The organism is Desulfosporosinus sp. FKB, from assembly GCF_002196705.1.
In the GTDB taxonomy this organism is placed as follows: Bacteria; Bacillota; Desulfitobacteriia; order Desulfitobacteriales; family Desulfitobacteriaceae; genus Desulfosporosinus.
The window spans coordinates 1-25,201 of the sequence record NZ_NADJ01000016.1 but is presented as its reverse complement, the minus strand read 5'-3'; the positions used below and the strand labels follow the sequence as shown (position 1 = coordinate 25,201).

The following is a 25,201-nucleotide window of genomic DNA, read 5'->3' as shown; positions in this document are numbered from 1 at the left end:
CGGCATCTTTTTTGTATCCTCAATGCACGTTGAGACAATGACAGGGTTAAGAAATCGACACTCTGAAGGCCCCTGTGGCACTAGTTTCAGAAATAAGGTGCAAAATGCAAATACTAAACTAGGTTCCCCTTGGGACTGTTGTTGATCTAGCCAACAGCAGGGACTAAGAATCGCCAGAATGTTCCATGTTTTATGGAAGTCTGGCGATTTCGATTTTTCGTAGATTATTTTCTCGGTCTTGGGAGGAAAAATAGGAAACATGTGGAATTTGTAAATTGTTAGCTCAGAAATGTCATAATTTAGGCTAGACGCATTTTCTTTTCCCAGCAGGCGAGTGTCAAGTTTTGCTTGGTAGGGTCTGCCCGAGGGGGCACTTCTACCCGGAGCGGTGGGGCAAGAGGCGCGGAATAGGTTAAATGATTGATTAGTTTACTTGTATGTATAAATTGAATGGAGGGCATTGACATGCACGTTGCATTCCGGAAAATCATGCTCATAAACCCACCTGCGGCGCTCCGTCTCTGGGAGCCGCACAGCGAAAACCTTGGCCTCGGTTACTTGGCTGCTGTTCTCAGGCAATTGGGATACCAGGTGATTATCCTTGATGCGTCACTTTTCCGGCTCGATGTGTCCGCAACTCTTAAACGTATCCAGGACCAACAGCCGGATGTGATTGGTTTTCGCCTGCTCGATGTCACCATGCCATACGCGATCGACCTGGTGGCGCGTCTGCGTCGCGGGGGCTACTTGGGGCATATTACGGCGGGTGGGCCGGTTGCCACGATGATGGGGCCGGAGATTCTTAATTTAGTCCAAGGCCTAGACAGCCTCATGGTGGGGGAGGGTGAGGAGACGCTGCCCGAGCTACTGGCGGCCCTCAACTCATCCGGTTCCCCGAAACCCTCTGGAGATTCTTTCTCAAGGATACTCGGGCTGTGCTATCGTGAAGGTGGCGTGATTCGGACCAACGGACCGCGCCCTCTCATCGAGAATCTCGACGCGCTACCTTTCCCGACGCGAGATACGCTCCCGCATATCCTCAGATGGGGCCGTCTGCCAATGATCATCTCCTCTAGGGGATGCGACGGGCACTGTGTCTTTTGCTGTCCGGCTGCAATGAATGCCAAGTCGCCCGGTTCAAAGTGGCGTCCGCGCAGCGCGGGCAACGTCGTCGATGAGATGGAGGATCTGCAGCGGCGCTACAATGTGAACCATCTGGATTTTCTGGATGATAACTTCTTCGGCGGCGGTGAGGTAGGGATTCAGAGGGCTTGGGATTTCATCGAAGAGTTGCGGCGGCGTGGCCTGCGGTTCAAGTTTTCGGTAGAGTGCCGGGTTGATAACGTAGAGGAAGATCTCTTCAGGGCTTTGCGTGACGTTGGGTGTGTGGAGGTTCGCTTGGGCATCGAGTCAGGAGTGCAACGTATCTTGGACCGTTACGGCAAAGGGACAACAGTTGAGCAAAACCGTGAGGTTTTGCTCAAGCTCAAAGAGTGGGGGTTGCCGGTCAAAATTGGATTTATCCCGTTTGATCCGTCTATATCTTTTACGGAACTCTTGCAAAACGGAGAGTTCCTACGCTCGGTTGGTTACCCCGAAGCTTTCAACTATAACAAGATCGAGGTTGTGGTCGGGACTCCTTTGGAACGACTGTTCGAGAAGGAGAGACGGCTTACCAAGCCCAAGCCGTGGATACGTGATTACACGTTTGATGACCCGACTGTGGCCTTAATGTGGAAGGTAGTTCGGGGATATGTGATGATCAAGAGGGGAGCCTTACAACTTGCTGATGGGTGTAAAGTAGGACTGGCTGACCTACAGGCCTTGCTCCGTGGGGAGAGAGTCGGGAGTTGAATCCACGTCCTATAGACCCGCCCCGGAACTTCCTAAACAAGTAAGCATAATCTAGCGGGCGACTGTTCATAATTGATAATTGTTTTGTTGCGGATTACTAATGCTGGTTTGACTATGGATATCTAATGTTAAATTTTGCTTCATCATGGCATGGAATTCCGCGGCCCTGATGAAGCATCTTTAAATTCTATGAACACCCCATGGCTATTTTCACAGGGGAATCTAATTGGGGGGCAAATTTTAGAACATAGAGAGGTTATTCATGTTCGGGAATTTATTTAAACCATTTAAGTATAAACAAATTAGTGCTTTATTAATCGGACAATTAACTTCAAAATTTGGTGACGCAATAATGAAATTAATGTTGCCCCTTATTGTTTATTCAATTACTGGTTCCTTGTTATCAATGGGATTCATTATGTCTGTATAAGGAAGAAATTCGAAATTCCGCCAATGCTCTTTCGGAAATTTCCAATCAGTTTGTTACACTTTTGGGACCAGTAATTGGAGGAATATTTTCAAGCCTTCATATCTATTCGGTAGGATTTGGAATCGATGCTTTAACATTTTTAGGTTCTGTATTAAGTCTTCTTTGTATTAAAGTTTATCGGGAAGCTGAGAAAGAGCCTAAGTTCTCATTACGCGCTTTTGGAGAAGAATTAAAAGAAGGATATTATGAGATAAGAACGAAAACACTGTTTTCGCCGTAGGATAGGGGTGTAGCTAAATGCAACATCCCGCGGTTAATCCAGTTACCGGTTTGTTGAAAATGTTCTTTGGCCAATCCTAGACAATCATTCCAAACTTGAGCAGATATTCGATTACAGGGTATATCAAAGTGCCAAGCTAAAACCATCGTTTAAACCAATATTTTTCAAAAGCTAATTTTGCATAATAGGATAATTTTGAAGGTCGTAATAAAGTAACATAAGGTTGAGGTTTCTTATAATAATGAACTGTTGAGTACCGGGCTCGGCCGAACCCGGTATTCATAATACACAAGCCTTTCCCATCATAACGAAATTTGGGTTTCAACTCTCGAGATAATAGACGAATGTTTTTGGCTACTACAACTGCTTGGGCATGTGCAAAAGATCCTGCTTTTGGGGCATAGGCGCCTAATACAGGTAACCTGATCGCTGTTGCATCCCCAATTGCATAGACACCCGGATAACCCGTTTCCAAAGTTAATGGATCTACTTCAATGTATCCGCTTTTGTCTATCAAGTCTGTATTACGTATTACTTTGGGGGTCCAATGAGAAGCTATCCCAAGTAAAAGATCCGAAGAGATTTTTGTATCGTGATCTAAAATTAATAAGTTCTTTTCAACTTTTATAACTTTGGCCTCAGTAATCAATTCAATATCCTTATCTTTCAACATTTCTCTGACACTTTGACCAACTTTTGGTGGAGCTATAGGTTCGGGTGAAAAGTCTGGGGTAACTATTGTGAGTTTGATCTTATGGCGAAGCCCACGTTGTCGGAAGAACTGATCAAGAAGAAACATCATTTCATAAGGAGCTGGGGGGCATTTATAAGGTAAGCTGGAAATAAAAAATACGATCTGGCCGGAAGTGAAATTCTTTAATCTTTGGTTTATTTTCACCACGTCATTAAAATCGTAAGCATTATAAGCGAACTTACTAAATCCTGGTACAGTTTCCGGATGGTACTCTACCCCAAGAGATATTATGAGATAGTCATATTCTAGTTGTTCCCGATTAGTAGTTACCAAATGTCCGATAAGATCGATATTTTCAACTTCTCTATGTAAAACTTCGATTCTCTTTTTTTCTAAAATATTTAATTGCCGGGTTATTTTTGAGGGCTTCGTTTCTCCGATCATTAAGCGAGGAAAAGAAGGAGTGAAATAGTGGTTTGGTTCCCGATCAACCAAAGTTACCTTCATTGAAGAACCCATAGTATTTTTTAAAGCATTAGCAGCAACTATTCCACCAACTCCGCCACCAAGAATCAGGGTTTTCATAAACTCACCTCATAAATAAGTTTTCCCTTAAGTAAAATCTTATTCTTCCTTCCTTAATAAATCTTGGTTAATTGTATCCGAAAATTACATTTTCGTTTTGTTGAATTCAAAACCCGGAGAAATCGTTATAGAATAAGAGAATGAGGTAAAATGATATGGTAGAATATTCGAGACAAGAACTTTTAGGAGCACATCAAGTCGTATCCTCTACCATTAGTAAATGTGAAAAGATACGACCTAAATTTGCAGAAGGAACTTCTCAACACACACTCCTTAAGAATAGAATAAAGGCTATGTATATCTCAAAGGCGCTAATAACAGAGGATCGTGAGATTGAGATATATTCAAAAGAAGAACTGATTGATGCCCTAAGACCGATAGTATCTGTAATAAGTAAGTGTGAAGCGGGGCAGAAGAAACATGAGATGGAAGCGCTTCAATACAAGCGCTTTCAAAAGATTATTGATGCGATGAACATTGCTAAAACGTTGATCACAGATGAAATTGGTAAAAGAGGTTAATCTTGGATTTATGGTTAAAGAGTGGGCAAATGCCAAAAACTTGCCTTCCGCTCCATGTGGATGAACTGTGTAGATTTGATAATAAGGAATCTGAGAGGTTACATGGGTAGTCGCTTAATGCCAGAATGAAAATATTTATTAGCCCCCAAAAAGTAATTTTATTTAGACACATATTTTGACCTCCCCATATTAGAAGTTCCAGCAAGTAATTAAACCGTATTATTTTGCACCATTTTAACTAGAAATATTTAATTAATAGGTCAGCCAAAAATACTATTTAAAAACAGCAACGTATCTGATGCTGAAAAAGATAAGAAAGCTCTCCCCTTAAAATGGAGAGAGCTTTAGTGTCGGCTAAAGAGCATGTGAGGCGAATTTTAGTTAATTGTATACTGTAGAGGAATATAATGAAATATGTCGAATATTGACCTGAAAACCATAGGGCCTGTTTTTTATGGCAGACCTACAAAAGGTAAGTTGAGGTTCTCTTCAAACGCAGTTATGTCTTAAGTTCATGATAGATATATGCTACAATAAGCTTGAAAATAATATAATGTTAGATAATAGGAGGAAAAAGTTGAAGAATAGCCGCAGCAAGAATAGTAAAGGGATTGGTGTCAGATTATCTTTATTGCTAGGATTTGTTTTAATTTATATCCTAGGGTCCAGTAGTTTTTCTTTTGCTAAGTTTGAAAGCCTTAATAAGCTAAATCAAGAGAATGCACAAAAAACAATGGCATTTACTAATATGGTTAACGAATCAAGACAAGCTCAAGTTGAGTTTAAAAAGCAAGTACAAAATTGGAAGGATACGTTGATAAGAGGTAATGACCCAAAATCTTTTCAAAATTACTACACCCAGTTTCAGCAAGAGAATAATACTGTTCAAACTCTTTTGAAAAGGCTTAAAGAAGATATGGCTAAACAAGGGATGAGTAGCACTTCAGTCGATGCCTTAATAGCCAATCACAAAGAACTTTTTGAAAAATATACTTCGGCCATCAAAAACTACGATATGAATAACAGGGAAAGTTTACATATTGTTGATGGGCTTGTGAAAGGTATTGACCGAAAACCAACGGACGATATGGATTCATTGGTGAATCAAATTGTCGCTAAAACGAATTCAGAAAATGAAGCCATGGTAAAGCATACGGATATTAATGCCAATAATTTTAGAAAGGATTTAGTAGTAATAGGTGGACTCGGCATATTCTTAACTATTGTACTATCGGTTCTCCTATTTTCTACTTACAGGGGAATTGTAAAATCTATCAGACAACTAAATACGCTAATGGATAAAGCTGGGGGCGGGGACCTTACTATAAGGGGCGAGATCTACAAAAAAGATGAATTGGGTCAGCTAACCGAAAGTTTTAATCAATTCATTGAAAGTATCAGGGGGTTGCTTACAAAAATACTGCAGGACTCGAATCAATTGAATACAGAGAGTAAAACTATTTCATCGTCTATTAGAGAAATTTCTGCCCAAACTCAGATGGTAAATGCATCGACTCAAGAAATTGCTGCAGGCATGGAAGAAAACACTGCAGCGACGGAAGAAGTGAGTGCATCAAGCCAGGTTATATTAGATTCTACCAAGCAGCTCTTTGATGTGGCCGATAAAGGTTTAGGACACACACGTGAAATCAAGCAACGAGTTCAAAATCTAAAAACCGATACTGTAAATTCAGCTAATCTTAGCAAAGAAATTTATACACAGAAACAAGAGCATATCTTAAGGGCCATTGAAAGTGGCCAAATCGTTAACGAAATTACCAATATGACAGATATTATTTCTAATATTGCGAGCCAAACTAATTTATTAGCTCTGAATGCCGCGATTGAGGCTGCTAGGGCAGGAGAGAGCGGCAAAGGTTTTGCTGTTGTAGCAGAAGAAGTTCGTAAACTTGCAGAACAGTCGGCGAAAACGGTTTCAAGCATTCAAACAGTTACTGAAGAGGTCCAAACTGTATTCGGAAATCTCTCCGAATATGCACGGGATCTGTTGGATTATATTAATGGACCAGTAACTAATGACTATGTACAGATGGTTGAAACGAGTAGGCAGTATGATGTGGATATGGACTTTGTATATGAGTTAATCCAGAAATTCGAATCAAATGCTGAGGAAATTGCTACTTCAATCGAGCAAGTTATAAGGACTATTGAGTCAGTTGCTGCATCGACAGAGCAAAGCGCTTCGAATTCAGGACAAATCTCAATAAGCATGAATGATACAGCAAAAGCCATTGGAAATATTTCTAAGATCGCTGAGGAACAAAGTGATTTAGCTGAAGAGCTAAACCAAATGATCAATAAGTTCCAGATCTTTGGAACATCTGACCTTTAATTTCCTTGGACAACTTTTTTCGCCTGTTAGCCATTATAGAAAGAAAGTGCCGAATTTTGATTATTTCTGGATTGATTCTAACGATTTCTATGCTAGTTTTTGCTTTGGGGAAAAGTCCGGTGTTTAGAGTAGATCGTGCTGGAATTGCAATTATTGGTGCTGCTCTAACAGTTGGAACAGGAGTAATGAGTTTCGATCAGGCGGTCCAGGCTGTAGATTACCGGACGATAGTCCTTTTATTCTCAATGATGATTATTACGTCTTACTTAAATATGTCAGGATTCTTTCAACTAGCTGGAAATCAGTTCCTAAATCGTTTGCATAGCAAAAATCAATTAATGTTTATGGTCATTCTTATAACAGGTATATTGTCTGCCTTCTTTATTAACGATATTATCTGTTTAATCTTAACCCCGATTGTAATCATGATTACCAGGCAGGCAAAGTTAAATCCCACACCTTACTTACTAGGAGTAGCAACCGCTTCGAATATAGGCAGCGCAGCCACCTTAATTGGTAATCCTCAAAACATCCTAATTGGCAGCCTTTCACACATCAATTTCGCTTGGTATATGGCACTGGCAATTCCACTTATACTCTTAGGACTTGGACTTATTTACCTTATGCTTAGTTGGATGTACAAAGGGGAACTGAGCGGTCACCTTCCAGAGGTTCAGCCGATGATGGGGGTAGTGCATGGATATTTAGTCAAGAAGGGTTTAGTTGTTGTATTTCTAGTTTTGGTAGGATTTTTAATGGGATTTGATCCAGCGATTGTTGCCAGTCTAGGAGCAGCATATTTGCTCATAACTCGTCGAATTAAACCGAATAAAATATACAGCGGCATTGACTTTAATCTTTTAGTCATATTCATAGGATTATTTGTAATCATTGGTGGCATTGAGCATAGTGGCCTGCTCATGTTACTTATTCATATGCCATGGATGAAAAGTATCCAAAGTTTATGGGTATTTTCAATGTTGACTGTGATACTTTCCAATATTATTAGTAATGTACCAGCTGTAATGCTGCTGAAATATCTAGTTCCGCTGCATATGGGACATATTTGGTGGGCTTCATTGGCTATTTTCAGCACGTTTGCAGGGAATCTGACACTGACTGGTTCAATCGCCAATTTGATTGTCGTGGAGCTTGCTAAAAAGGAAAATGTGGAGATTAATTTTATGACCTATTTGAAAATAGGGCTTCCTTTGACAGCTTTCATGGTGTCGGCTGCACTTGCATATTTTACAATTATAACGAAAGTATTCCATACTGTTTAAGTACGTTTTTGATTTATAAAAAGACAACTCATCTGTAAAAGGGCTGGATGATAAGGTTTCATTCAGCCCTTTTGTTGTCGGGGTGTTCCTTGGATAAGTAACTTTTGGGGATATTTCGGAAAGAAATTTATTTAGTGATCTAAATCACATATCAATGAGAGAATTTAGTTTATGATTAATTAATAGGTAAATCAGGACAGTTGAGAGAGTCTTATGTTAGGGAGGTCAGCAACTAGTAAGAAAATCAAAAATTATAGGAAAAAGGAGAGGGGGTACGAAATCATGCCGAGTTCAGGCACTTAGAATCAACCGTCGAAAATTGACGAAAAATTATGATTAAAAGCAGGAAGGAATTAAGAATTACTTAAAGAATGTAGAATATAGTCGTACTTATTCTTATTTAAAACACATAGTCATTACCAAAAAACACCCACTATTAATGGGAAATTACTTATGAGGAGGGGATTGGCCTAACAATGAAGCCGACTTCAAAACGTATGATTATTCTGTTAGGAATGGGAACTGTTCTTGTATGTTCTCTATTATTCTTAACCTACCACTACATCATTGGCCCAGAAGGACTAAGTACGAGTGTGCCGTCTTTGAGTGCGGTTGCAACTGGGGACAATAAGGCTTGTGTAGAATGTCACCAGAAAGAAAATCCGGGAATTATCCAGCAATATCATGACAGCGAACATTCCAGCCGTGGAGTTCAATGTCTCGATTGCCACAAAGCAGTGAAAGGGCAAGATACGTTAACGACACAGCATTACAATGTTGCAATTATCTCTAAACCGACTCCTAATAATTGTGCTCAATGCCACGCAACCGAAGTCAAACAGTTCGAGGCAAGCAATCATTCTGCAAAATCATGGTATGCGGTCCAAGGAGCAAAAAATTTCACATCGGAAGAACTGGCTAAATATCATTTACTCGATGCTAATGGCAAGCCTCTCAATGGGGGCAATGCTAATGCCGTTTATAATCTCATCGGTAAAGATGCTAGTGCTCAATCTTGCGAGGTTTGCCATGCTGTTGGTCAAAAGAATAGTGACGGCAGTTTTGGGGATTGCACAAAGTGCCATTTAAGGCATACTTTTGATGTAGCACAAGCCCGCAAACCGGAAACATGTGCCCAATGCCATCTAGGTCCCGATCATCCGCAGGCAGAAATATATAACGAATCGGCTCACGGAACTTATTATCAAGCAAATCAATCAAAATATAATATGGACGCGCCTTCTGGAACATTGACTGTAAATGATTTTCCGGCTCCAACTTGTGCCACCTGTCATATGTCGGCCTTTGGCAGCGTTCAAGGGACTCACGATGTAGGGCAGCGTCTGAAAGATAACCTAACTCCTGAAATTGCTTCACTGCGTAAGGATGGGGATGTTCACCAGCAAACGATGAATTCAATTTGCCTTAATTGTCACGTCCAGTCGTTTATCAATGATGTCATGAGCAAAGCAGACAAAACCATTGCCCTTTCCAATCAAAATGTCCAGAAGGGTAAATCGATTGTCCAAGATCTGCGCAATTCTGGTTTGCTAGGCACCAAGCCCTTTGGCACTCCGATCGACTTTGAATATTTCGAACTATGGCATCATGAAGGCCGTAGAGCACGGTTTGGAGCCGTCATGGGGGGAGCAGACTATGTAAATTGGAATGGAATTTATGAGCAAGAAAAAGCATTAGTTGACATGCAATCACAGGCCGATGCTTTGAAAGCGAAGCATTAGGGGAGGATTGGAGATATGATCCGTCGGTTCTATCAAATAGCTATTCGCTATAAGACCTCTCTATTGCTTGGTATGATGGGTATGAATTTTCTGCTCACGGGAGTTGATGTCTTCATTGCCCACTCCCAAAACAATTTCTTTCGTTGGGAACTAATTCCCCTAATTTATACCCCGCTTGCCGTTCTAGCTATTCTTGCCCAACTCATTTTTGGCTCTAATACAGGAGTAAAGAGAGTCTTCCAGGGAGTTATGTGGTTAGGTGTTGCTGTTGGTGTATTAGGGACTTTTTTTCACCTATCGGGAAACGCCACATTCAGCCGTGAGAGTTTGTTTCGACTTTTAGTCGAGGGCTCTCCAGTTGCTGCCCCGATCGCTTTTGCTGGGATTTCCAGTTATGCCTTAGTAAGTGAACGTTATCGAGGAACAGCGAGACGATCAAAATTACTGATGCTGGTTGCTCTTGGCTTCTTAGGGGCGGTTGTCGCGGCATTTTTAGATCATGCACGCCTGGCTTTTATACCAGTCTATACCCTAATTCCTATCGTGTCTGGCTCACTTGCCACAATTGCCTGTTTCTATACGGCTTTTTGTCAAGTAAACACTACAGAAACTTATCTTTATTTAAGCATTGTAACACTTAACCTACTCGTAGGTTTATTGGGATTTGGTTTCCACGTTTGGGGTGATTTAGCCGGAACTCAGAGTATTGTCTGGGCAAGAATCATGTATCGAAATCCATTACTGGGCCCCTTGCTATTTTCTAATCTTGCATTTTTGGGTGGCCTTAGCCTGCTGCCAGAAAATGATGATGATTATAAATAATTTGGTTACTAATCTATTATTTGCTTCGTTTAGAATATAGGTTGTGATTCATACTACTACTTAAGTAGAATTTTAAGCGGAGGGTTGCAGCTGATGACTGAACATTTTATTAAGAATATTGATTTTTCCAAGGCTTTGACAATGGAAACATTGGTTCAGTACACCGAGGGTCAGGTCGTGAGCAGAACTCTGACCCAAGGGAAATCCCTAAGTATTACGTTATTTGCTTTTGCTGAGGGGGAAGAAATTAGTGCACATTCCTCAAGCGGTGACGCGTTAGTCTATCTTCTAGACGGAGAAGCGGAAATTACGATTGGGGAAGAAAAGTTCTCTTTAAAAAAGGGAGAGACAATAGTTATGCCAGCCGGTGTCCCACACGCGTTGCTGGCGGTTAAAAAATTCAAAATGATCTTGACTGTTGTATTTACCCAGTAAGTAATTAAAAATAGGCAAATTTTTCATCTATGGCCGATGCTGCCAATGAAGGGCTCTCTTTTTAGTAGAAGGAGAGCCTTTTTACTCATTAGAAGGTTTAACCGTTGAAGCCAAGCTTGTTAAACCGGAGACTGCACCAAGCCCCATCGTTTCTACTATGGAGGAGGGTACTATGACCATAGCTCCTTTTTCCTTGATACCCTCATATAGGATATTCATCGCCCGCAGATGTAAAGCAACGGGATTATTCTCATAAGATTTGGCGGCTTCGGAGAATTTAGCCGCAATTTCTGTCTCAGCAGTCCCCAAGATTATTCTGGCTCGACGCTCTCGTTCAGCCTGAGCTTCCCGGCTCATGGCATCCTGAAGTCCTGAGGGCAATACGACATCCCGTATCTCAACAGCATTTACAACAATACCCCAGGGCTCAGTCCGCTTATCAATTACCTCTTTTAGCTCGCGATCAATTCTTTCCCTGTCAGAAAGCATTTCAGCTAAATTTGTTCGGCCGATAACATCTCTTAAGGCCGTTTGCGCTGCCCAAAAAACAGCATCCCTATACTGAGCCACTTCTAATGAAGCTTTCTTAGCATCTACTACTGTCCAAAACAACACAGCATCGACGTCAACGGGAACCGTATCTTTTGTCAGAGTTTGTTCAGCCTTAAAAGTTGTGGTGATTGTACGGTGGTCAATCCAGTTACTTACAGAGTCGATTATTGGAATTACAAAGAACATACCTGGTCCAGCTAAGTGGCTAAACTTACCAAGACGAAGAATGACGGCTTTCTCCCATTGATTAGCGACTTTTACACCATACCCAAACAATAGGGCTAAGAAAACTCCAATTATTATCCAGCCCAACCACCCAGTCATAAACCAAATCAAGCCACCGACTAAAAGAAAAATAAATCCTAATAACATAGATAGAGGACTAGGTCCACGAAAATCAAAATTGGGTAGGTTTACATTTTGATTAGGCATTGGCAAACACCTTCCTAATTATTTAGTAGATTTTTGTACTATGGGTATTTTGCACAGCTTTCTATATTTATATGGGCTGTTTTTCCTTGAATAACTAACTCTATTGGAACTAATAGTTATAATGACAAAGCAGCAGTGAATGAACTGTTGCTTTGTCATTATAACTGTAAAAAATTATTCGCTAGGAAATTAGATGAGATACGCTTCCTGCTTATTTCATCGTTGTCGTTATTCTCGGGGCTATTCGTGCCTGGTTATTTCCGGCAATAGGCACAGAGTGGGCTGACAGCGTGCTGGCAGTAATTGGATTTGCCATAGCCGGAACTTTGTTTATCATACCAACTGCAGGGGAAGTTCCTATTGTACAATCACTAATGGCCTTTGGTTTGGGTATTGGTCCAGGGGTCGCTTTACTTATGACGTTGCCAGAGGCTATGTTTTCATTTTTTGAGAAGTATAGCCTCTTCTTAATGAAAATTTACTGCCATTTAATGAATCCTATAGTATTACATTATTTTTGGTGCTAGAAGGATTAGTCGTATTTATAACGAATTAAAAGTATTTGATAGAACCAGATTTGGAGGGCTTACTATGTCAGAGCAGAATGCACCAAGAGGAGCTTTTATTCAAAGGGATAAAGAAACCTATGCCATTGTCCCACGAACCCCGGTCGGGATAGTTACCCCTGAATTATTAGAAAAGATCGCGAGTGTTGCCAAAAAATACGAAATTCCTATCATTAAGATTACTTCTGCTCAGAGGATTGCTTTAGTGGGAATGAAACCTGAGATTGTCGAATCTGTGTGGGAAGAGTTAGGTACCGGTATTGGACCTGCAGTTGAGAAATGTTTTCATTATGTTCAGGCCTGCCCAGGTACTACCGTTTGCAAATTTGGAATTCTCGATTCTCTCGGTCTGGGAATGCGCTTGGAGGAACTTTTAGTGGGAGCAGAACTCCCTGCAAAAGGAAAAATAGGTGTATCCGGTTGCCCCTTATGTTGCGCTGAGAGCTTTGTGCGCGATTTTGGCGTCTTTGGAAAACGAACGGGTTGGACCTTTGTTTTTGGAGGAAATTCAGGTAGAAATCCACGTATTGGTGATGTCATAGCTGAGAATTTAACCGATGATCAGGTGGTTGAATTGACTAAAAAATGCCTGGAATATTATCGGGAAAATGCGAAACCTAATGAGAGAACTGCTAGATTTATGCAGCGCATTGAAATTGAGGAATTTAAAAAAGCTGTATTAGCAGAGTAGCTGTATTATTAGGGTAGAACCACTCAAAAGTGGGACAAGTTAAACGCTCAATTGGTCAGCCCCTGCTCCTTCATTGGAGTAGGGGCTGATCTTATTACATATTTAACAATTTTATCATAACTTATTCATCAATAGGCGTTGTATAAGGTGTATAGTTCGTATTGAACTCAACAAAGGAGGAATTAACATGGTTAGATTTGGTCTTCTAGGCAGTGGTCTCATCATGGGTTTGGGGTTTCTCAGCATAGCGATACATTTTGTACTATGGATTGTTTTAATTATGATCGTTGTAAGGCTATTTCGCAGTCATAAGGATAGACATCATGGTGTTACAAGACCAAATGACTATGCATTAGAAATTCTTCGAGAAAGATTTGCTAAAGGCGAGATTGATGTCGAGGAATTTAATAGAAAAAAGGAAGATTTATCAAGGAAAGACTAAATTGTCGGTAAAAAGTTTATGCGTTGGTAAGAAGCTTCTCGCCAACGCATTTTGTTTGTAAAGGTAAAGATGTTCGAATTATTTACGGAAATATTTTCTTGACATTAAGCCAGAAATTGGAGTATGGATTGAGTTTTTATTTAACTATATACTGTTGATATGACGATATCTGTAAATTTCCTGGCCTCAAACAAGTTCATAATAATAAATAATGGGGTTAAATTATGACGTCAAGAAGGACTTTCATTAAAATGATCGCCGGGACAGCCGCAGGTTTTTACTCTTTTGGGTTATTTTCATTCAAGAATGGCCCTCTTGAAGTTCTCACTCAGAAATCTGTTACTCAGAAATCTGTTTCAGTAATTGCTTCGGAACCTAAACCACATTATCTTCCCCAAAAAGTACTGAACAATTCTCTAATTAATGCATTTGACTACATTGTAACCCCGACATATGATCATTCTGACCAAGCTGTTCATCCAAGTGTCATTGATTTTAAAACGGAATATGGACTGGAGGCTTGGGGAAACTTTCGTTATTGGATGGCCCTTACACCGTATCCCAATTTTAATAGTGCTTGCGAAAATCCAAGTCTCCTGGCGAGTATGGATGGGATCAACTGGGTTAATCCACCGGGTATAAAGAACCCTTTAGCTCCGAAGCCCTTCGGAATTTTGGACAAAAATTATAATTCCGACCCTGAATTAGTCTATGATCCTGGTGATAACATACTGATTTTATACTGGCGTGAATATAGTAATAATGCTTTTGAGAAAATATGGGCAAGAAAAATAAGTCCAACCCATGAGTTAAGTAACAAAGTCCTTTGTTTTGAAAAAGCTTGGGACTTTACAAGAACAGGTTTAATCTTATCTCCTACCGTTTGGCGTAAAAGTGCTCAAGAATGGTATATGTGGACTACTGATTCGCGATTTACAATGTATTTGCATACTTCGAAAAACGGTTTGATGTGGAGTGAAGGTCAACCTTGCAGTGCTCCCTGGGATACATGGAATGGGGGATATATTCCTTGGCATATAGCAGCCAAACCCAATTATCCCGAACAAAGAATTGAGTTCTTAATTGCAGGTTGGCCGAAAAGAGAAACTATTAATAATTGTCAATTATTTTATGCAACTGCACCAATGGCACAACCAAAAGAGCTTAGTATCCCTTATGAGAGGGCCTTAATTGAACCTAGCTTAGGGCATAGGTGGGATAATGGATACATTTATCGGAGCAGTTTTGTTATAGAGCACGGAGATACCACGAAATTACGTATCTGGTATTCAGCCTGCTCAAAGAAAAAGGTTTGGCATATCGGTTATACAGAAGGAACTTTAGATAATAAGACATTCCAAAGTGTCTGAGTATTTGCCTAATAGGAAAATGTATGCGACTAGCCTGCTGCCTTGGCGGCAGGCTTTTAACCCTAAACTTTCAGTAACCTTTCAGGTACTACTCATCTTCTTTTAAGTTTTATCCTCCATAATAACCAAGTAATAACTTTGGATTTGGAGGATAGGTTTGTGAAAAGAAACTTAGTAAAACTGTTAATTGATGCTCTTCTATCGGTTATCTTCGTATTGCTTTTTAATACACATGTCATTGCCTTGCCTTTCCATGAAGTATGCGGAATTGGCATCGGGTTCGGTATTCTAGTTCATATCTTGCTAAATTTGCAATGGGTAAGGAAGGTAAGCTTGAGGCTGTTTGATTCAAAACTCCCCATTAAAACTCGTTTGGGATATGTCCTTAATCTCTTTCTATTAATTGCCTTTGCTTTAATCATTGTCAGCGGAATACTTATTTCTAAAGTCCTCTTTCCCAATCTTCGCGTTGGTAATGAAGGATTGTTTAGAACATTACACGTCAGTGTCTCTTATTTAACTCTCGTTCTGATTGGTATTCATATTGGGTTACATTGGAAGTGGGTTATGGGTTTCTTCAAAAACGCCTTTAAAATTAAATCAACTAAGACATCAGAAGTTGTTGCCAGGGTTTTCATGATTATCTTCCTACTGTTCGGTGGTTATCAGCTAGCCGCAACAAATTTTGTGGACCAAATTGCAAATATCAACGACGTCTTTACGATGACTAATTCTCAAACCACGCATGATGGGTTTCAACAGCAAACCCAACAACAACGAGTTAGAGGAAGAGGTTCTCGAGGCGATTCTGATCATTCATTCTCAGGAGAAGCCAAAGGACAATTCCAAAGCCCTAACGCACTTAATGTACTTACAATAATTATAGAATACTCTGGAATAATGAGTGTCTTCGTAATCTTAACGTATTATATGGAAAGATTCTTGACCAGAAAGAAACACATTACTGACGGGTTTTAAATTAATGTATTGAGAAGAATGACAGGACTATACCTAATTTAGACTTAGGAATAGCCCTGTCATTCTTTGCTGCTTTATTAACATCAATTTGTAATTGAACCTTGAGATTCTGTTCATTTAAAATAGTGCTGAGAATATCGACTTATTCTGGATATACTTTTAATATAGATGAAATAATTACTTAGAGGTTATGAGAAAAAAAGGAGCTTAATATGACAGAAAATAATTATATCCAAAAGGTTAAAGATAGCTATTTTGAAGAATTAACAATTGGGCTGGAAGATTTAAAAATGATGCTGAAAGAAGTCATGCCCGTGGAGGGCTATGTGGATTCGGACATATTCGAAGAGAATGGAATTACAACCATTGTCCTTAAGGACTACTATAATGAAGATAAGTGGGATGTAGCAGACTTACTTTGTAAGTTAAGGATTAATTCCGAAGGTATTATACAAGTTGTTGAACACGATATCCCTCCGCTCTTTAACGATAAAAACCAAAAAATAATTCTGGTTCTCTCAAGCCTTGTCGGGAAAAAGTTAAATTATAAAGTGAAAGATGACAATATCATCGATCCTCTTGAACCGGTAGTAGATTATTTGTATGACGAAACGAAAAGTTTATAATAGGTTGCAGCCTAACTGTTAGCAAGTGACTGTGTCCGCGGTCAACTTGCTAACAGTTTTTCCTGCTTTTTAAAAAAAGCACCTTTTAGGTTGGCCGGGGGGATTGGTGAAAAGGATAAATGGATAATTGAAGAAATGGAGACTTGCAGTTGTGAGTATGTTAATATATTACATATACATATACATATACATATACATATACATATACATATGACCTCGTCTCCACGGAAGCAAGGAATGGGAACCACTCCCACTTGTCGAAGTGGGAGTTTTACAAGTGGATAAACAAAATACCAACTGTTGAGGTGATTCTAATAAAAACTGTGGTGATATATAGGTCGAAAACAGGTTTTGCTCAAAAATATGCCGAATGGCTTTCTAAGGAGTTGTCAGCTGATAGATTCGACGTTTCAAGTGTAACTGTTAATATGTTAGAAGCTTATGACACTATCATTTATGGCGGCGGCTTATATGCAGTAGGTATCAATGGATTGAAATTTATCACAAATAACCTTGATAAGCTCAAAGACAAAAAGATTGTAGTTTTTGCTACAGGGCTGTCTTTATCAAAAGACGAAGTAATAAATGATGTGTTCAAAAAGAACTTCACTCCTGAACAACAAAAATTAATAAAGTTTTTTTATTTGCGGGGTGGGTTTGATTATAAGAAATTAAACGTTGTAGATAAAGTATTGATGAATCTACTCAAGATATCTATAAAATGGAAAGAAAAAAGAAATAAGCCTTTAACTTCGGATGAGAAAGGTATGCTTTCAATTTACGACAAGTCTACAGATTTTACATGTAAAACGAAAATTGATGAAATTGTTGCCTATGTCCATGGGACAAAATAGTTTTCCAGCGATAACAACTTAAGGAAAAATTTTAGACCCAAGGGACAGACTGCCAAAATGGCAGTTTTTTTAATTTATTCCCTTGCTTGTGGGGCAAAAGATGATATAGAAAATTTCGTTATATTATCAAGGTGAAATGGAAAGGATTTAGTTAAATAATAATGGTCAGGCTGGGGTACTGCTGTAACGATAACAGCACAGCTTGGGCCTATATAGAGGTGCGGAACGTTATGTCTAGTACAGTTTGTGCTCTAGCCATCGCTGTTCAGGCTGGAATTCCGGTTCTAACTTGGGGGCCTCCAGGTGTGGGAAAAACGGCATCAATTACTAAGCTCGCGGATGTTTTGGGAATTCCGCTCGAAGTTGTCCTGGCCTCCATTCGTGAACCTTCAGATTTTTCAGGTCTGCCGGTAATTGGGAAAGCCTTTTGGCAGAAGAATACTATGCTGTTTTGGAGAAACAGGAACAGTTGCCATTAGCTTATCAAAAGAAGAATCAAACGTCAGGTTCACCGGCTCAAGAGCAAACGGGCAAAACGGTTGAGGTCAATGGTCTGGATTCCTCTCCCAGGCCTGGTTCCGGTCTGTCCGGTTCTTGTGCCACCGGTCAAATGGCGTCTTGGGAGGATCAACCACCCAGCAAAGGGTCTGCGTCTGGAGTCAGTCTAACTGAAGGAGAATTAATTCGCCGCAATGTTGCTCAACAAGTCAGAGAACATGCCAGAAGTCAGGGCAGTGTTCCCAGACATTGGTCTCGCTGGGCAGAAGACAAGCTTCAACCTAAGGTAGACTGGCGAAAACAGCTTGCTGCAGCTATACGATTTGCTGCTGCAGATACAACTGGGGCAACTGATTATTCATACTGCCGTCCCTCGCGTCGGCATGGGCAGATTGGACAGGGAAATGTTATATTTCCGTCCCTGCGCTGTCCCCTGCCTTCAGTGGCGGTGGTGGCGGATACCAGTGGAAGCATGTCTGAGAAAATGCTTTCCCAGGCTTTAGCTGAAATATTCGGTATTTTAAGGTTCTTGGCACATAAGGAAAAAATTTACGTTTTGGCTGTGGATCAGACGGTTGAGTTTTGTCGCCGAGTGTTTCGTCCAGAACAGATTCAACTTACGGGAGGCGGCGGAACAGATATGAGAGTTGGCTTAGAAGCCGCGGCAAGATTAAAGCCTTTACCTCAACTAGGAATTGTCATTACTGACGGACAAACTCCATGGCCCGATCGTCCCCCACAAAGGATGAAAGTTATTGTATTATTGTTCGGAGATGGAATAGCCCCTGATTGGGCTAATGTCATTAAAATTAGAGCATAGCTTGCAAACTAATAGAGCAGGGATATTGGCAAAAAAAAGCCCCTCGCGAAGAGGGGGAAAGGTGGAAATATCAGTTTCCCTTATTACGGGGTGGGTATAGATCAAATTATGTCATAAAAAATATGAAAAAGTTGTCGAAATTTAGCGTTTAAGAAACATTATTTATTTTCAAAATTAATTTCTTATCTTTCAAAATTAAAATTTGTGGCTATACGTCTTCAATTAAACAGGTTGACTGTTTACTATTTAGAATAGGAACCTTGCCATTGGCTTGGCTAATAACATAAGAGGTGAAATTGATGAAAAAAAGTATGGGAGCTAGAACTTTGGTTTATCCTACACCGGTATTTGTGATATGTACCTATGATGATGAAGGTAATCCCAATGCCATGACTGCTGCCTGGGGAGGTATTTGTTGTTCATCTCCGCCCTGTGTCGCGGTTTCACTACGCAAAGCTACTTATACTTACAGCAGCCTTCTAGCTAAAAAGGCCTTCACTTTAAATGTTCCGTCAGAGAACTATATTAAAGAAGCTGATTATTTTGGCTTAGTATCTGGCAAAAAGGAAAATAAATTTGCTCATACCGGTCTAACACCGGTAAAAAGTGATTTGGTTGATGCACCTTATATCAAGGAATTTCCGGTTAATTTAGAATGTAAAATCATAAACGTTCTTGAAATTGGCCTGCATACTCAGTTTATTGGTGAGGTTTTGGATGCGAAAATTGATGATACCCTTCAGGAAAAAGGAGATCACCCGCTTATCGAACAAATAAAACCTTTAATATTTGCGCCTGAAAGCAGAGGTTACCATGTTGTCGGTAAACAAATTGCCCAGGCATTTGCGATAGGCAATGATACGTAACATTAAATAGAAATGGATTTTCGAAAGAGGCCACTCTAACTTAAGAGTGGCCTCTTTTTCAACGCTCATTTAATACCCAAATTACCCGTACCGGTGATATTAAGTATTCGTTTAATCTCGGTATATGACTAGGAAAAAATTTCAGAATTAAATTATATTATCACAGAATTCGAAATAGCAATTTTATTCCAGCAAAATAAAGTGCTATACTTAAATAAATTAAATTATTGTGAAAAATAAATAAATTAAAAATTTGATTTTAGGCGCAAATAATTATCTAAGATCGCAAATATTTAAAGTTTAATAATTATATTCAATAAGTTTAAAGATTTATCTATAAAGAAAAATTATGATAGGAGTGACGTTAAATGGGAAAAAGGAATATCGTTATTGGAGTTACCCCAGTAGAATTCGATAATATGCCTGATTCATTAATTGGCAAGTATACCCTCGCGGTTTTAGGCGTTCGCGATTTATACAACAAAATGACCAAGGAGTGGGCTAAAGAATATAATATCGATCTTAAAGTTAACAATAAGTGTAATATGCAGAAAGCTATATCAATATCGATGACAAATAATTGTGTGTCATTAGAGGCATTGAGCATTTTAATGAGAATAGGCAGAAAGCCAGTGTTAATGTCACTGGCTCAGAAGAGTAATCTGTCACATACAATATTCCGCGTTAAAAACAAGGTACTCTACAGCTACACTCTTTTAATTTTTGACACGTTAGAAGATGCCGCCAAAATGGCTGAATTCTTTGTTGAAAAGGCAAATGCCTATTCCAGTGTTCTTGAAAGGTGTTCCTATGAGGCTGCCGGGTTAATAACTGATAATCATGTATTTTATGGTGAAGCAGATCCTAGTCATACTGTGAATTCTCCATCTGCCTTTTACTAAGTTTGGTTTTGTGACCGATTCATCCTCAAAAATTACTAGTCTTATCTCGATTAGCCCCCATCAGGACGGTGGGGGCATTTTTTTGAGTTTAATAGATAGAGCATTACCTCTCACTTCTAGAATAATCATAAAGCTCATACTAAAGTAGGGATCAAGAGAAGAGTATCTATCCAATGGGATAATCTTAATAGGTTATTACGGATCAAATTTCAAATGTAATTAATAACTACTGACGCTTTTTACAAATAACATCTTGGACGGATTTTACAATTGTCTCTGCCGTTAAGCCTAGGACATCATGCAATTCATCATAGGGAGCACAAACGGCAAAACGATCTTTAACGCCAACTCTTTGTAATGGAACGGGATATTCCTCAACCAAAAGTTCAGCTACGGCACTTCCCATTCCGCCGAGGATCGTATGTTCTTCCGCAGTGACTACGGCACCGGTTTTTCGAACTGAGCGCAGTAGTGTCGTCTTGTCTAAAGGCTTAATGGTATGAAGATTAATGACTTCAGCTGAAATTCCAAGTGAGGCAAGGTTCTCGGCTGCCTCCAGTCCTTTGGCAACCATTGCCCCAGTGGCTATGATGGTTGCATCTTGTCCCTCCCTTAAGATACGGGCTTTTCCCAGTTCAAAGGGATCTTCTTCACAGGTGACAAGGGGTGTCGGTAAGCGCCCGACTCGCAGATAAACCGGCCCTTGGTGCTGGACTGCCGCTCGCACCGCTTTGCGCATTTCTATGGCATCAGCCGGCTCCACAATCATGATGCCAGGCAAAACACGCATTAGAGCAATATCTTCAAAGGGTAAATGGGTTGGGCCATCTTTGCCGGAAGAGGCGCCAATATTGTGACCAACAATTTTTACATTTTGGTTTGCATAAGCAATCGAAATGTGGATTTGCTCCCAGCCGTTTCCAAGCAGAAAATTAGCATAGGCATTTATAAATGGAATTTTTCCAGCAACGGCGAAGCCGGCACCTGTTCCCACGATATCGGACTCCGAAATTCCTAAGTCGAAGAATCGCTCAGGAAACTTTTCTTTAAACAAATATGTCATCGAGGCTTTGGCTACGTCTGCATCGAGGACAACGATATCAGGATTCTCTTGCCCCAAGCGAACAAGTTCTTCCCCGTAAGCTTGACGTGGTGCAATCTTTGTCATTTACTTCAACTCCTCAAGTGCAATTTTTAATTCTGCATCACTGGGAGCAGCCGCATGCCAGTCCACTTGATCTTCCATGAAAGATACACCTTTCCCCTTAATCGTATGGGCGATGATCACACTTGGCTGTGTCTTGACCGCTTGAGCTTGCGCAAAGGCCTTCTCAATCTGTGGGAAGTCGTGTCCATCGATTTCGAGGACATTCCAGCCAAAAGCTTTCCACTTTCCCGGCAGATCTCCTAACGATTTTACCTCGTCGAGACGACCGTCAAGCTGCAATTTGTTGTAGTCGACTATAGCACAAACATTATCTAAATGGTAATGAGCAGCTGTTAACATAGCCTCCCAGACTTGTCCCTCATGCAATTCTCCGTCACCCAGCATCACAAAGGCACGTTGATCAGAACCTTTAAGTTTCGCTGCCAGTGCTGCACCATTAGCAATAGATAGACCTTGGCCCAGCGAACCTGATGCCATATCAACACCCGGGGTCGATTCACAGCTTGGATAAGCAGGAAGCCGACTCTCGGCTTCACGAAAAGTGAGAAGCTCTTCTTCCGGGAAAAACCCCCGTTCGCATAAGGCCGCATATAGTGCCGGCGCCGCATGTCCTTTCGACAAAAAGAAAAAATCACGTTTATCCCAGTGAGGGTTTTGCGGATCGACTCGGAGAACGTTCATATATAAAACGTCAAGGAGATCTGTTGCTGACAAGCAGCCTCCTGGGTGTCCTCCCTTGGCTTTGTGGGTCATTTTCAGAATATGACGGCGCATTCGCCGGGCAACTTCGCTAAGCTCTGAATGGGACAAGCCTTTACCCTGGATCATGGCTTTTTCCTCCTTAACTTGAGTCTTTTCTGTGATCTATTTTAATTGTACTCCGCGATGAAAAAAAACGAAAGTCTGCAATCTAATGGTGCGAGATAAGGAAAAGAATAATTATAAATAATTATAACTATGATAGCGATTCCTGGAGCAAAACATTATGATAAGGAGGAAATAAAGGATAATCGTGGAATGATTTTAAGAAGATATCTTATCGGCAATAGTTAATAACTATTTTTATGGCGAGGAGGCAATATCGTGAGTAATTTACGTGCCCCAGAACTCTTTATTGATAGGAATGGTCTATGGTACGCTGATGGTTTGGTAATGATCAGAAAAGAAATTGTCAACTTATTTGCTTCTAATCTCAAGAAAGATGATCTTAATAACTTTAATATAGAATGGCAGAATCAATTGTACCCTGTAAAAGTAGAAGACGTCCCCTTTTTTGTTCAATCGGTAACTGTACAGGCTGATCAGATAATATTGCAACTTTATGATGGGCGAGAATTCCCCTTGTCTTCAGGCAATATTTTAATAAAGAATCAGATCCCTTACATTTCTTTGTTTTGGCCGGGTGATACGAAACTGTCCCGTTCTTCCTACAGCGAGTTGTGTAAAAACTTGATCGAGCGTGATGGTCAGTACTTTATTAAATACGGCGAAAAAGAATGGCTTGTTGAAGAGTTGCAATGAATTAGAGTTCACTCCATAGCTTCATTTAGAAGAACCATATGAATATGATCTTGCCATTTGCCGTTGATTCGCAAATATTTCTTGGCAAGGCCTTCGTTATAAAAACCGAGTTTTTCTACTACTCGCATCGATCGTGCATTTCGCGGCAAAATATTGGCCTCAATACGATGAAGCCCTAATTTTGTAAAGGCGAATTCAATAACTCTTTTTAGAGCCTCGGTCATATAGCCGTGGTTGATTTCGGTTTGGTCCAATTTGTAGCCTAGGTGGCACGAGAGGAAGGCTCCATGTATGATATTGTTTAAGCCAATTGATCCAATTGTTTTGGACAACGCCTCGTTTTTTATAAAAAGCCAGACCCTGAATGCATCCCCATCATTAATTTTGGACAATTCCTTGCGCAGCGCTTCTTGATGATAACGAATCGTATAAAATTCAGGTTCCTTTTTAGCTTCCCATTCCTGGAGAAACTCGCTATTACGCTTATAATAATCCAAAACTAAATCGGCAAAGGTCTCATCCAATACCATTAGTATAAGTCGTTCGGTTTCTAATTGAAGCTGATTAAAAAGCTCCATTTCTCTCATCCTCCTGATTCTAAGTTAGGAAAATTAGTATATCATTTAGCTGTTTTTCGGACAAGAAAACTTGTATCTTCTCAAAACCCGTTTTTCTTCCCTTGTCTTTCTATGCCTACAAATGGAGTTCTAAGGATAATTGTGAGTTAATGAAATTTGCCCCTAAAATGAATTAAATGACCAGGAACATGAAACAAACATTCTACGGCTGCTAGCTGAATTTGGACTGAAGTAAAACTTAAAACTTACTGAATGTTGGCTGAAAATTCCTTAAGTGGTAGTGAGCTTATGGGTATTTTATAGCACCTATTTGTAAATTAATTCAGTACTGTGAGCGGAAGAATGATTGAAGGAATTATCTAAAAAATAAAAAAGCAGCCTCTAAGGCTGCTGAAAAATGTGACTAACGAAATTATAAAATGCAACATCCGAAAGGGGGTGCTGCCAAAGGAACTTGATTGGCAGCACCCCCTTAATCTTACGCAAAGAGACATGCCTAACTTGATGTCAGACGAGCTCTTAGAAAAAAGTCCCTCCGAATTGCTGTCCCCGGAGGGCAATATAAGTACCATGAAAAAGACTAAGGGACTTTCCCCTTGAATGTATTATATCATGATAAACCGGAATAGCTATTGGTAATAATAGGCGGTTAATTGGGATCATCTAACAATTAATAGTGAAAAATCCTTAGTTTCCTGGTAAACTTGTATCAACTAAACTTCCGTAAAGAATACTACTGGTAAATCAGAAGAGTTCAATAGTAATTAAAGTAAGACCTAGGCCCGATAGAGGCCAAACGAAACTATCGCAAATTCAGGCAAGGAGGAATTAGTTATGAACTGGCAGTATGAAGATCGACGTATATATGCAACTGATGAAAAAGGCGAACTAATGTGTGAAGCAACATTTGTTTCTAAGGAGAATGGCGAGTTAGATATAGACCATACTTATGTAAATCCAAGCTTGAGAGGGCAAGGTGTGGCCGGCAAGATGATGCAGGTTGTAGCTGATTATTTAAGAGAAAAAGGTCTTAAGGCTTCGGCTACGTGTACCTATGCTAATAGCTGGCTGAAAAGACACGAAGAAGTGTATGCGGATATCTTAGCAAAGGATATGGTTGATCAAGCTGTTGCCTGTAAAATTAATTCGAAGCATTAGACTTTTTAAATTAGAATTGACAAAAACGAAGTTTGCAACTAGTATATTAATCACTGAAGTTTCGCACCTAATAAATCAGCTCTAATTCCGGCTTAATTGGGTCAAACAGATATAAAAATTCCGCATGAACACAGGGTTTTGGTATAATTTGATTGCGTACAAATCTACCAAAATTGAGGT

General features: G+C 40.0%; 26 protein-coding genes. 21 read left to right on the top strand and 5 right to left on the bottom strand.

Going from position 1 to position 25,201, the window contains the following annotated elements; translation table 11 throughout:
• The first annotated feature begins 465 nt into the window (after positions 1-465).
• Both B5Y67_RS05585 and B5Y67_RS05580 read left to right on the top strand, forming a co-directional pair.
• Positions 466-1,854: a radical SAM protein gene (locus B5Y67_RS05585; protein WP_170932599.1), complete on the top strand. Its 1,389-nt coding sequence runs from the start codon at positions 466-468 to the stop codon at positions 1,852-1,854.
• 374 nt (positions 1,855-2,228) lie between these two features.
• Complete coding sequence (locus B5Y67_RS05580) at positions 2,229-2,564, top strand: hypothetical protein (RefSeq protein ID WP_088225546.1); 336 nt, start codon at positions 2,229-2,231, stop codon at positions 2,562-2,564.
• Positions 2,565-2,700: 136 nt separating this feature from the next.
• Here the strand turns inward: B5Y67_RS05580 and B5Y67_RS05575 are convergent, their stop codons facing one another.
• On the bottom strand, positions 2,701-3,843 hold the full coding sequence (locus B5Y67_RS05575; RefSeq protein WP_088225545.1) for an FAD/NAD(P)-binding oxidoreductase: 1,143 nt from the start codon (positions 3,841-3,843) through the stop codon (positions 2,701-2,703).
• A gap of 155 nt (positions 3,844-3,998) precedes the next feature.
• On the opposite strand from B5Y67_RS05575, the gene B5Y67_RS05570 reads away from it, so the two are divergent.
• The 6 genes from B5Y67_RS05570 (at position 3,999) to B5Y67_RS05545 (ending at position 10,999) form a co-directional block, all read left to right on the top strand.
• A complete protein-coding gene (locus tag B5Y67_RS05570) occupies positions 3,999-4,364 on the top strand; it encodes a hypothetical protein (RefSeq protein ID WP_088225544.1) in 366 nt (121 codons plus the stop codon).
• A 577-nt stretch (positions 4,365-4,941) separates the two neighbouring features.
• Positions 4,942-6,717, top strand: a complete 1,776-nt coding sequence (locus B5Y67_RS05565; protein WP_242975877.1) for a methyl-accepting chemotaxis protein — start codon at positions 4,942-4,944, stop codon at positions 6,715-6,717.
• Positions 6,718-6,806: 89 nt separating this feature from the next.
• Complete coding sequence (locus tag B5Y67_RS05560; protein ID WP_282432762.1) at positions 6,807-8,000, top strand: anion transporter; 1,194 nt, start codon at positions 6,807-6,809, stop codon at positions 7,998-8,000.
• Positions 8,001-8,476: 476 nt separating this feature from the next.
• Positions 8,477-9,742: a multiheme c-type cytochrome gene (locus B5Y67_RS05555; protein WP_088225541.1), complete on the top strand. Its 1,266-nt coding sequence runs from the start codon at positions 8,477-8,479 to the stop codon at positions 9,740-9,742.
• Between the two features lie 15 nt (positions 9,743-9,757).
• The gene (locus B5Y67_RS05550) at positions 9,758-10,564 is read left to right on the top strand and encodes a hypothetical protein (protein ID WP_088225540.1); all 807 of its coding nucleotides are present in this window, start codon (positions 9,758-9,760) and stop codon (positions 10,562-10,564) included.
• 90 nt (positions 10,565-10,654) lie between these two features.
• Positions 10,655-10,999 carry a cupin domain-containing protein gene (locus B5Y67_RS05545; protein ID WP_170932610.1) on the top strand — a complete coding sequence of 115 codons (345 nt, stop codon included), beginning with the start codon at positions 10,655-10,657 and terminating at the stop codon, positions 10,997-10,999.
• An 81-nt stretch (positions 11,000-11,080) separates the two neighbouring features.
• Here the strand turns inward: B5Y67_RS05545 and B5Y67_RS05540 are convergent, their stop codons facing one another.
• The gene (locus B5Y67_RS05540) at positions 11,081-11,983 is read right to left on the bottom strand and encodes a slipin family protein (protein WP_088225538.1); all 903 of its coding nucleotides are present in this window, start codon (positions 11,981-11,983) and stop codon (positions 11,081-11,083) included.
• Positions 11,984-12,273: 290 nt separating this feature from the next.
• Between B5Y67_RS05540 and B5Y67_RS25815 the strand changes: the two genes are divergently transcribed.
• The 11 genes from B5Y67_RS25815 to B5Y67_RS05485 all read left to right on the top strand — a co-directional run bounded on the left by B5Y67_RS25815 (position 12,274) and on the right by B5Y67_RS05485 (position 20,596).
• Positions 12,274-12,510 carry a hypothetical protein gene (locus B5Y67_RS25815; protein WP_242975875.1) on the top strand — a complete coding sequence of 79 codons (237 nt, stop codon included), beginning with the start codon at positions 12,274-12,276 and terminating at the stop codon, positions 12,508-12,510.
• A 64-nt stretch (positions 12,511-12,574) separates the two neighbouring features.
• Entirely contained in the window at positions 12,575-13,240 is a 666-nt protein-coding gene (locus B5Y67_RS05530; RefSeq protein WP_088225537.1) for an NAD(P)/FAD-dependent oxidoreductase, read from the top strand.
• A gap of 187 nt (positions 13,241-13,427) precedes the next feature.
• Positions 13,428-13,682, top strand: coding sequence for an SHOCT domain-containing protein (locus tag B5Y67_RS05525; protein WP_088225536.1), 255 nt, complete (start codon positions 13,428-13,430; stop codon positions 13,680-13,682).
• A 224-nt stretch (positions 13,683-13,906) separates the two neighbouring features.
• Entirely contained in the window at positions 13,907-15,052 is a 1,146-nt protein-coding gene (locus B5Y67_RS05520; RefSeq protein ID WP_140419053.1) for a hypothetical protein, read from the top strand.
• 159 nt (positions 15,053-15,211) lie between these two features.
• Complete coding sequence (locus tag B5Y67_RS05515; protein ID WP_170932597.1) at positions 15,212-16,030, top strand: DUF4405 domain-containing protein; 819 nt, start codon at positions 15,212-15,214, stop codon at positions 16,028-16,030.
• A gap of 212 nt (positions 16,031-16,242) precedes the next feature.
• Positions 16,243-16,656, top strand: a complete 414-nt coding sequence (locus B5Y67_RS05510; RefSeq protein WP_088225533.1) for a hypothetical protein — start codon at positions 16,243-16,245, stop codon at positions 16,654-16,656.
• A 314-nt stretch (positions 16,657-16,970) separates the two neighbouring features.
• Positions 16,971-17,510, top strand: a complete 540-nt coding sequence (locus tag B5Y67_RS05505) for a flavodoxin domain-containing protein (RefSeq protein ID WP_088225662.1) — start codon at positions 16,971-16,973, stop codon at positions 17,508-17,510.
• A 230-nt stretch (positions 17,511-17,740) separates the two neighbouring features.
• Positions 17,741-17,989, top strand: a complete 249-nt coding sequence (locus B5Y67_RS05500; protein ID WP_242975874.1) for a hypothetical protein — start codon at positions 17,741-17,743, stop codon at positions 17,987-17,989.
• Positions 17,938-18,828 carry a VWA-like domain-containing protein gene (locus B5Y67_RS05495; protein ID WP_088225532.1) on the top strand — a complete coding sequence of 297 codons (891 nt, stop codon included), beginning with the start codon at positions 17,938-17,940 and terminating at the stop codon, positions 18,826-18,828. The genes B5Y67_RS05500 and B5Y67_RS05495 overlap by 52 nt, the downstream gene beginning before the upstream one ends.
• A 299-nt stretch (positions 18,829-19,127) precedes the next feature.
• A complete protein-coding gene (locus B5Y67_RS05490; protein ID WP_088225531.1) occupies positions 19,128-19,694 on the top strand; it encodes a flavin reductase family protein in 567 nt (188 codons plus the stop codon).
• 368 nt (positions 19,695-20,062) lie between these two features.
• Entirely contained in the window at positions 20,063-20,596 is a 534-nt protein-coding gene (locus B5Y67_RS05485) for a hypothetical protein (RefSeq protein ID WP_242975873.1), read from the top strand.
• 226 nt (positions 20,597-20,822) lie between these two features.
• On the opposite strand, the gene B5Y67_RS05480 is transcribed toward B5Y67_RS05485, so the two are convergent.
• Positions 20,823-21,764 carry a transketolase family protein gene (locus B5Y67_RS05480; protein WP_088225530.1) on the bottom strand — a complete coding sequence of 314 codons (942 nt, stop codon included), beginning with the start codon at positions 21,762-21,764 and terminating at the stop codon, positions 20,823-20,825.
• Positions 21,765-22,592, bottom strand: a complete 828-nt coding sequence (locus B5Y67_RS05475; RefSeq protein ID WP_088225529.1) for a transketolase — start codon at positions 22,590-22,592, stop codon at positions 21,765-21,767. It lies immediately after the preceding gene.
• A 255-nt stretch (positions 22,593-22,847) separates the two neighbouring features.
• Between B5Y67_RS05475 and B5Y67_RS05470 the strand changes: the two genes are divergently transcribed.
• The gene (locus tag B5Y67_RS05470; RefSeq protein ID WP_088225528.1) at positions 22,848-23,285 is read left to right on the top strand and encodes a DUF1285 domain-containing protein; all 438 of its coding nucleotides are present in this window, start codon (positions 22,848-22,850) and stop codon (positions 23,283-23,285) included.
• An 8-nt stretch (positions 23,286-23,293) separates the two neighbouring features.
• Here the strand turns inward: B5Y67_RS05470 and B5Y67_RS05465 are convergent, their stop codons facing one another.
• Positions 23,294-23,863, bottom strand: coding sequence for a GNAT family protein (locus B5Y67_RS05465; protein ID WP_207652399.1), 570 nt, complete (start codon positions 23,861-23,863; stop codon positions 23,294-23,296).
• A gap of 834 nt (positions 23,864-24,697) precedes the next feature.
• Here B5Y67_RS05465 and B5Y67_RS05460 point away from each other — a divergent pair.
• On the top strand, positions 24,698-25,021 hold the full coding sequence (locus tag B5Y67_RS05460; protein WP_088225526.1) for a GNAT family N-acetyltransferase: 324 nt from the start codon (positions 24,698-24,700) through the stop codon (positions 25,019-25,021).
• The last annotated feature ends 180 nt before the right edge of the window (positions 25,022-25,201 follow it).

Coding starts and splice junctions, on each gene's coding strand:
- B5Y67_RS05490 (WP_088225531.1), top strand. CDS start 19,128: ATGAAAAAAAGTATGGGAGCTAGAACTTTGGTTTATCCTACACCGGTA.
- B5Y67_RS05480 (WP_088225530.1), bottom strand. CDS start 21,764: ATGACAAAGATTGCACCACGTCAAGCTTACGGGGAAGAACTTGTTCGC.
- B5Y67_RS05475 (WP_088225529.1), bottom strand. CDS start 22,592: ATGATCCAGGGTAAAGGCTTGTCCCATTCAGAGCTTAGCGAAGTTGCC.
- B5Y67_RS05500 (WP_242975874.1), top strand. CDS start 17,741: ATGTCTAGTACAGTTTGTGCTCTAGCCATCGCTGTTCAGGCTGGAATT.
- B5Y67_RS05465 (WP_207652399.1), bottom strand. CDS start 23,863: ATGGAGCTTTTTAATCAGCTTCAATTAGAAACCGAACGACTTATACTA.
- B5Y67_RS05550 (WP_088225540.1), top strand. CDS start 9,758: ATGATCCGTCGGTTCTATCAAATAGCTATTCGCTATAAGACCTCTCTA.
- B5Y67_RS05510 (WP_088225533.1), top strand. CDS start 16,243: ATGACAGAAAATAATTATATCCAAAAGGTTAAAGATAGCTATTTTGAA.
- B5Y67_RS05570 (WP_088225544.1), top strand. CDS start 3,999: ATGGTAGAATATTCGAGACAAGAACTTTTAGGAGCACATCAAGTCGTA.
- B5Y67_RS05530 (WP_088225537.1), top strand. CDS start 12,575: ATGTCAGAGCAGAATGCACCAAGAGGAGCTTTTATTCAAAGGGATAAA.
- B5Y67_RS05560 (WP_282432762.1), top strand. CDS start 6,807: ATGCTAGTTTTTGCTTTGGGGAAAAGTCCGGTGTTTAGAGTAGATCGT.
- B5Y67_RS05485 (WP_242975873.1), top strand. CDS start 20,063: ATGGGAAAAAGGAATATCGTTATTGGAGTTACCCCAGTAGAATTCGAT.
- B5Y67_RS05520 (WP_140419053.1), top strand. CDS start 13,907: ATGACGTCAAGAAGGACTTTCATTAAAATGATCGCCGGGACAGCCGCA.
- B5Y67_RS05540 (WP_088225538.1), bottom strand. CDS start 11,983: ATGCCTAATCAAAATGTAAACCTACCCAATTTTGATTTTCGTGGACCT.
- B5Y67_RS05585 (WP_170932599.1), top strand. CDS start 466: ATGCACGTTGCATTCCGGAAAATCATGCTCATAAACCCACCTGCGGCG.
- B5Y67_RS05555 (WP_088225541.1), top strand. CDS start 8,477: ATGAAGCCGACTTCAAAACGTATGATTATTCTGTTAGGAATGGGAACT.
- B5Y67_RS05575 (WP_088225545.1), bottom strand. CDS start 3,843: ATGAAAACCCTGATTCTTGGTGGCGGAGTTGGTGGAATAGTTGCTGCT.
- B5Y67_RS05460 (WP_088225526.1), top strand. CDS start 24,698: ATGAACTGGCAGTATGAAGATCGACGTATATATGCAACTGATGAAAAA.
- B5Y67_RS05525 (WP_088225536.1), top strand. CDS start 13,428: ATGGTTAGATTTGGTCTTCTAGGCAGTGGTCTCATCATGGGTTTGGGG.